7 protein-coding genes are annotated in these 4,918 nt (G+C 67.4%); 3 read left to right on the top strand and 4 right to left on the bottom strand.

The window, feature by feature from the left end:
* Positions 1-149: 149 nt before the first annotated feature.
* From rplI to rpsF, 4 genes are all read right to left on the bottom strand, one after another.
* Positions 150-596: a 50S ribosomal protein L9 gene (rplI, locus tag ACWEKM_RS30580; protein WP_451624504.1), complete on the bottom strand. Its 447-nt coding sequence runs from the start codon at positions 594-596 to the stop codon at positions 150-152.
* Between the two features lie 18 nt (positions 597-614).
* Entirely contained in the window at positions 615-851 is a 237-nt protein-coding gene (gene rpsR / locus ACWEKM_RS30575; protein WP_003949403.1) for a 30S ribosomal protein S18, read from the bottom strand.
* A 57-nt stretch (positions 852-908) separates the two neighbouring features.
* Positions 909-1,508, bottom strand: coding sequence for a single-stranded DNA-binding protein (locus tag ACWEKM_RS30570; RefSeq protein ID WP_451624503.1), 600 nt, complete (start codon positions 1,506-1,508; stop codon positions 909-911).
* A 67-nt stretch (positions 1,509-1,575) separates the two neighbouring features.
* Positions 1,576-1,866, bottom strand: coding sequence for a 30S ribosomal protein S6 (gene rpsF / locus ACWEKM_RS30565; protein WP_004985983.1), 291 nt, complete (start codon positions 1,864-1,866; stop codon positions 1,576-1,578).
* 265 nt (positions 1,867-2,131) lie between these two features.
* On the opposite strand from rpsF, the gene ACWEKM_RS30560 reads away from it, so the two are divergent.
* The 3 genes from ACWEKM_RS30560 to ACWEKM_RS30550 all read left to right on the top strand — a co-directional run bounded on the left by ACWEKM_RS30560 (position 2,132) and on the right by ACWEKM_RS30550 (position 4,856).
* Complete coding sequence (locus ACWEKM_RS30560; protein WP_451624502.1) at positions 2,132-2,443, top strand: hypothetical protein; 312 nt, start codon at positions 2,132-2,134, stop codon at positions 2,441-2,443.
* A gap of 179 nt (positions 2,444-2,622) precedes the next feature.
* Positions 2,623-3,741 (top strand): peptidoglycan bridge formation glycyltransferase FemX, encoded by a 1,119-nt coding sequence (gene femX / locus ACWEKM_RS30555; RefSeq protein WP_451624501.1) that lies wholly within the window; start codon positions 2,623-2,625, stop codon positions 3,739-3,741.
* Between the two features lie 83 nt (positions 3,742-3,824).
* Positions 3,825-4,856 (top strand): alanine racemase, encoded by a 1,032-nt coding sequence (locus tag ACWEKM_RS30550; protein WP_451624500.1) that lies wholly within the window; start codon positions 3,825-3,827, stop codon positions 4,854-4,856.
* Positions 4,857-4,918 lie beyond the last annotated feature (62 nt).

The following is a 4,918-nucleotide window of genomic DNA, read 5'->3' as shown; positions in this document are numbered from 1 at the left end:
GGTTTCTTTTTAATTTAAACCCGGGGGGGTGGCTTTTTTTGACTTTAAAGGGGTCCCCCCCCCCTCCCTTCCCACTTTTTACCCCACCGGGCTGGGGCCCCCCCCGGGGGTCGCCCCCCTTCCGTGACTGCTCAAGCCGAGCGCAGCGATCAGGCCGCGACGACCTCGATGTTGACCTTGGCGGCAACCTCGGGGTGCAGACGCACGGATGTCTCGTGGGCGCCCAGGGTCTTGATCGGGGTGGACAGCTCGATGCGGCGCTTGTCGACCTCGGGGCCACCGGAAGCCTTGATCGCAGAGGCGATGTCGGCCGGGGTGACGGAACCGAAGAGACGGCCGGCGTCGCCGGAGCGGACGGCCAGACGCACCTTCACGCCCTCAAGCTGGGCCTTGACCTGATTGGCCTGCTCGATGGTCTGGATCTCGTGGATCTTGCGAGCGCGACGGATCTGCTCGACGTCCTTCTCGCCGCCCTTGGTCCAGCGGATCGCGAACTTCCGCGGGATCAGGTAGTTGCGAGCGTAACCGTCCTTGACGTCGACGACGTCGCCCGCGGCACCGAGGCCGGAGACCTCGTGGGTCAGGATGATCTTCATAAGTCGGTCACCCTTCCCTTAGCGCGCGGTGGAGGTGTAGGGCAGCAGCGCCATCTCACGGCTGTTCTTGACGGCCGTGGCGACATCACGCTGGTGCTGCGTGCAGTTGCCGGTCACGCGGCGGGCACGGATCTTGCCGCGGTCGGAAATGAACTTCCGCAGCATGTTCGTGTCCTTGTAGTCCACGTACGTGACCTTGTCCTTGCAGAAAGCGCAGACCTTTTTCTTAGGCTTGCGCACAGGCGGCTTCGCCATGATGTTTCTCCTGTGTGATCAAGAAGTGTGGGTACGGCCCGTCCCTGGTCCGGGGACCTAGAAGGGGGGCTCGTCCGAGTAGCCGCCGCCACCGCCGCCGGAGCCGCCGCCCCAGCCGCCGCCACCGCCCTGGTTGCCACCGCCCTGGTTGCCACCGGCTGCCGGAGCGCCGGTCGCCCACGGGTCGTCGGAGGGAGCGCCGCCGCCCTGCTGGCCGCCACCGGGGCCGCCGCCCCAGCCGCCGCCACCCTGGCCGCCACCGCCGCCGTAACCACCCTGGCCGCGGCCGCCGCCGGAGGTCTTGGTGACCTTGGCCGTGGCGCTGCGGAGGCTGGCGCCGACTTCCTCGACATCCAGCTCGTAGACCGTGCGCTTGACGCCGTCACGGTCCTCGTAGGACCGCTGCTTCAGCCGGCCCTGCACGATGACGCGCATGCCTCGCTGGAGCGACTCGGCGACGTTCTCCGCCGCCTGACGCCAGACCGAGCAGGTCAGGAAGAGGCTCTCGCCGTCCTTCCACTCGTTCGTCTGACGGTCGAAGGTACGGGGAGTGGACGCGACGCGGAACTTCGCGACCGCCGCACCGGACGGGGTGAAGCGCAGCTCGGGGTCGTCGACAAGATTGCCGACGACCGTGATGACGGTCTCGCCTGCCATGGGGAACCTCTCGGCGGGTTTGCTCTGGCTGCTTGCTACTCGAATCCCGGGGCCGACTGAGCGAGGCTCAGTGGGTCTCGGGGCGGAGGACCTTGGTCCGGAGGACCGACTCGTTCAGGTTCATCTGGCGGTCGAGCTCCTTGACGACCGCAGGCTCGGCCTGCAGGTCGATGACCGAGTAGATGCCCTCGGGCTTCTTCTTGATCTCGTACGAGAGACGACGACGACCCCAGGTGTCGACCTTCTCGACCTTGCCGCCGCCATCACGGACGACGGACAGGAAGTTCTCGATCAACGGGGAGACAGCGCGCTCCTCAAGATCGGGGTCGAGGATGACCATCACCTCGTAGTGACGCATGTGGAACCCACCTCCTCTGGACTCAGCGGCCACGGTCGTTCCGTGGCAGGAGGGTTGTGATGCGTACGCAACGGTATCGGCCACCACTGACAGTCGAGGGGTCCCGCCGGGATTCCCCCGCCGCGTTCCGGGCAGACACCGATGCAGACGGTCCACACTACCCGCACCCCGGCTTCCGGTTGAAATCCGGTCGCGTGGGCCGTCAATCTGTACACATCGGGTGTGTATGGCGCTACGATGCGCCGTCTTCCGCAGGAGGTGCCCCATGGCACAGGCATTGCGACCCAACACCGCCGGATCCCTCTTCGCCACCGACGACAAGCGTCATCCCCTCCAGGAGGCCCTGCTCGCGGTGACGCTGGTGCTCGGGCTGACGGCCTTCATCACGTCGTTCTTCCACAGCCTGCATCTGCTCAGCTCCTGGACCGGCCTGGCGGGCATCATCATCGGCGCCTACGGACAGTGGGTCTCGGAGACCACACGTGAGCGGTTCGGTCTGATCCTGGGTCTCGGTGCCGCGGGCATCGGCTTCTTCATCGGCATGGCGCACGGCGGCCTGTTCGGCGGGGTCCTCTGACCTTGCCGACACCGTCGGCCGAACTGCACGTAAAGCACATGGGAACGCACCGGCGGCCCACAGGCCGGGGCGAAGGTCCCGTACGTCCGGTCGGGGCGCCGGGAAGGCGCAGTAGGCTTCGGCGCGAGAGCCGGAGCCCCTGTACCCAGGGGGACACACCAGCCCGAGGAGCGCCCCGAATGAGCCTGACCCTGAGGACCATCAGTCGCGAGCAGCATCTGGCCTACCTTCAGAGCCTGCCGGCGGCGAGTCACATGCAGGTCCCGGCCTGGGCCGACGTCAAGGCGGAGTGGCGCTCCGAGAGCCTCGGCTGGTTCGACCGCAAGGGCGAGCTGGTCGGCGCGGGCCTGGTGCTCTACCGCCAGTTGCCCAAGATCAAGCGCTACCTCGCCTATCTCCCCGAGGGCCCGGTCATCAACTGGTTCGCGCCGAATCTGGACGACTGGATCCAGCCCATGCTCGCTCACCTCAAGCAGCAGGGCGCGTTCTCCGTGAAAATGGGCCCGCCGGTGATCATCCGGCGCTGGGAGGCCAACTCCATCAAGCAGGGCATCCAGAACCCGGACGTGAAGCGTCTGCGTGACATCGAGGCCGACTTCATCGAGCCGCGTGCCTTCGAGGTGGCCGACAAGCTGCGCCGCATGGGCTGGCAGCAGGGCGAGGACGGCGGCGCCGGTTTCGGTGACGTCCAGCCGCGCTATGTCTACCAGGTTCCCCTGGCCAACCGCTCTCTGGAAGAGGTCCACAAGAACTTCAACCAGCTGTGGCGCCGCAACATCAAGAAGGCCGAGAAGGCCGGTGTCGAGGTCGTCCAGGGCGGCTACCACGAGCTGGAGGAGTGGCAGCGGCTTTACGAGATCACTGCTGTGCGCGACCACTTCCGGCCCCGCCCGCTGTCGTACTTCCAGCGCATGTGGACGGCCCTCAACACCGAGGACCCCAACCGCATGCGGCTGTACTTCGCCCGGCACAACGGAGTGAATCTGTCGGCGGCGACGATGCTGATCGTCGGTGGACACGTCTGGTACTCCTACGGCGCCTCCGACAACATCGGCCGCGAGGTCCGGCCCTCGAACGCGATGCAGTGGCGGATGCTGCGCGACGCCTACGCACTCGGCGCGACCGTCTACGACCTGCGTGGGATCTCCGACTCGCTGGACGAGACCGACCACCTCTTCGGCCTGATCCAGTTCAAGGTGGGCACCGGCGGCCAGGCCGCCGAGTACCTCGGCGAGTGGGACTTCCCGCTGAACAAGCTGCTCCACAAGGCGCTCGACATCTATATGTCGCGCCGCTGATCGCGCGCCGGGTGCTTCGATACCGTCGATAGCTCTCATACCTCTGATACACCGCAGCCACGAGAAAGGTTCCAGATCCGGCCATGGCGCTCACGCTCTACGTCGACACCGCGCGCTGGCGTGCGCATCACAAGCACGTGCAGGAGCAGTTCCCGGGGCTCGTCCCGGTCTGCAAGGGCAACGGCTACGGCTTCGGGCACGAGCGCCTGGCGGAGGAGGCCACGCGGCTCGGCTCCGACGTCCTCGCCGTAGGCACGACGTACGAGGCCGCACGGATCAAGGACTGGTTCGGTGGTGACCTGCTGGTGCTGACGCCCTACCGGCGCGGCGAGGAGCCCGTACCGCTGCCCGACCGGGTGATCCGCTCGGTGTCGTCCATCGACGGCGTGTACGGCCTCGTGGGCGCCCGCGTGGTCATCGAGGTGATGTCCTCGATGAAGCGGCACGGGATCAGCGAGCAGGAGCTGCCGCAGCTGCACGCCGCCATAGAGAACGTCCGGCTGGAGGGCTTCGCCATCCATCTGCCGCTGGACCGCGCCGACGGCTCGGACGCCGTCGAGGAGGTCATCGGCTGGATGGACCGGCTGCGCGCGGCACGGCTGCCGCTGCACACGATGTTCGTCAGCCATCTGAAGGCCGACGAACTCGCCCGGCTGCAGCAGCAGTTCCCGCAGACCCGTTTCCGCGCCCGCATCGGCACCCGGCTGTGGCTGGGCGACCACGATGCCACCGAGTACCGCGGCGCGGTCCTGGACGTCACGCGCGTGGTCAAGGGCGAGCGCTTCGGCTACCGCCAGCAGAAGGCGGCCTCCGACGGCTTCCTGGTGGTCGTGGCGGGCGGTACGTCGCACGGGGTGGGTCTGGAGGCCCCCAAGGCGCTGCACGGCGTCATGCCGCGCGCCAAGGGCGTCGCACGGGCCGGTCTCGCCACCGTCAACCGGAACCTTTCTCCGTTCGTCTGGGGCGGCAAGCAGCGCTGGTTCGCCGAGCCGCCGCACATGCAGGTCTCGATCCTGTTCGTACCGTCGGACGCGCCCGAGCCGAAGGTCGGTGAGGAGTTGGTGGCCCATCTGCGGCACACCACCACGCAGTTCGACCGGCTGATGGACCGCTGAGCCGGCCTTCGCCCTGCCCCTGGACAGCCGAAGGGCCGTACACGGAAGTGCGTGTACGGGCC

The sequence above is a fragment of the Streptomyces sp. NPDC004752 genome, assembly GCF_053601275.1.
This window is presented reverse-complemented; position numbering and strand designations above follow the sequence as displayed.

Bases quoted from the DNA above. Each gene is read 5' to 3' on its own strand.
- rplI (WP_451624504.1), bottom strand. From the start codon at position 596: ATGAAGATCATCCTGACCCACGAGGTCTCCGGCCTCGGTGCCGCGGGC.
- rpsR (WP_003949403.1), bottom strand. From the start codon at position 851: ATGGCGAAGCCGCCTGTGCGCAAGCCTAAGAAAAAGGTCTGCGCTTTC.
- ACWEKM_RS30570 (WP_451624503.1), bottom strand. From the start codon at position 1,508: ATGGCAGGCGAGACCGTCATCACGGTCGTCGGCAATCTTGTCGACGAC.
- rpsF (WP_004985983.1), bottom strand. From the start codon at position 1,866: ATGCGTCACTACGAGGTGATGGTCATCCTCGACCCCGATCTTGAGGAG.
- ACWEKM_RS30560 (WP_451624502.1), top strand. From the start codon at position 2,132: ATGGCACAGGCATTGCGACCCAACACCGCCGGATCCCTCTTCGCCACC.
- femX (WP_451624501.1), top strand. From the start codon at position 2,623: ATGAGCCTGACCCTGAGGACCATCAGTCGCGAGCAGCATCTGGCCTAC.
- ACWEKM_RS30550 (WP_451624500.1), top strand. From the start codon at position 3,825: ATGGCGCTCACGCTCTACGTCGACACCGCGCGCTGGCGTGCGCATCAC.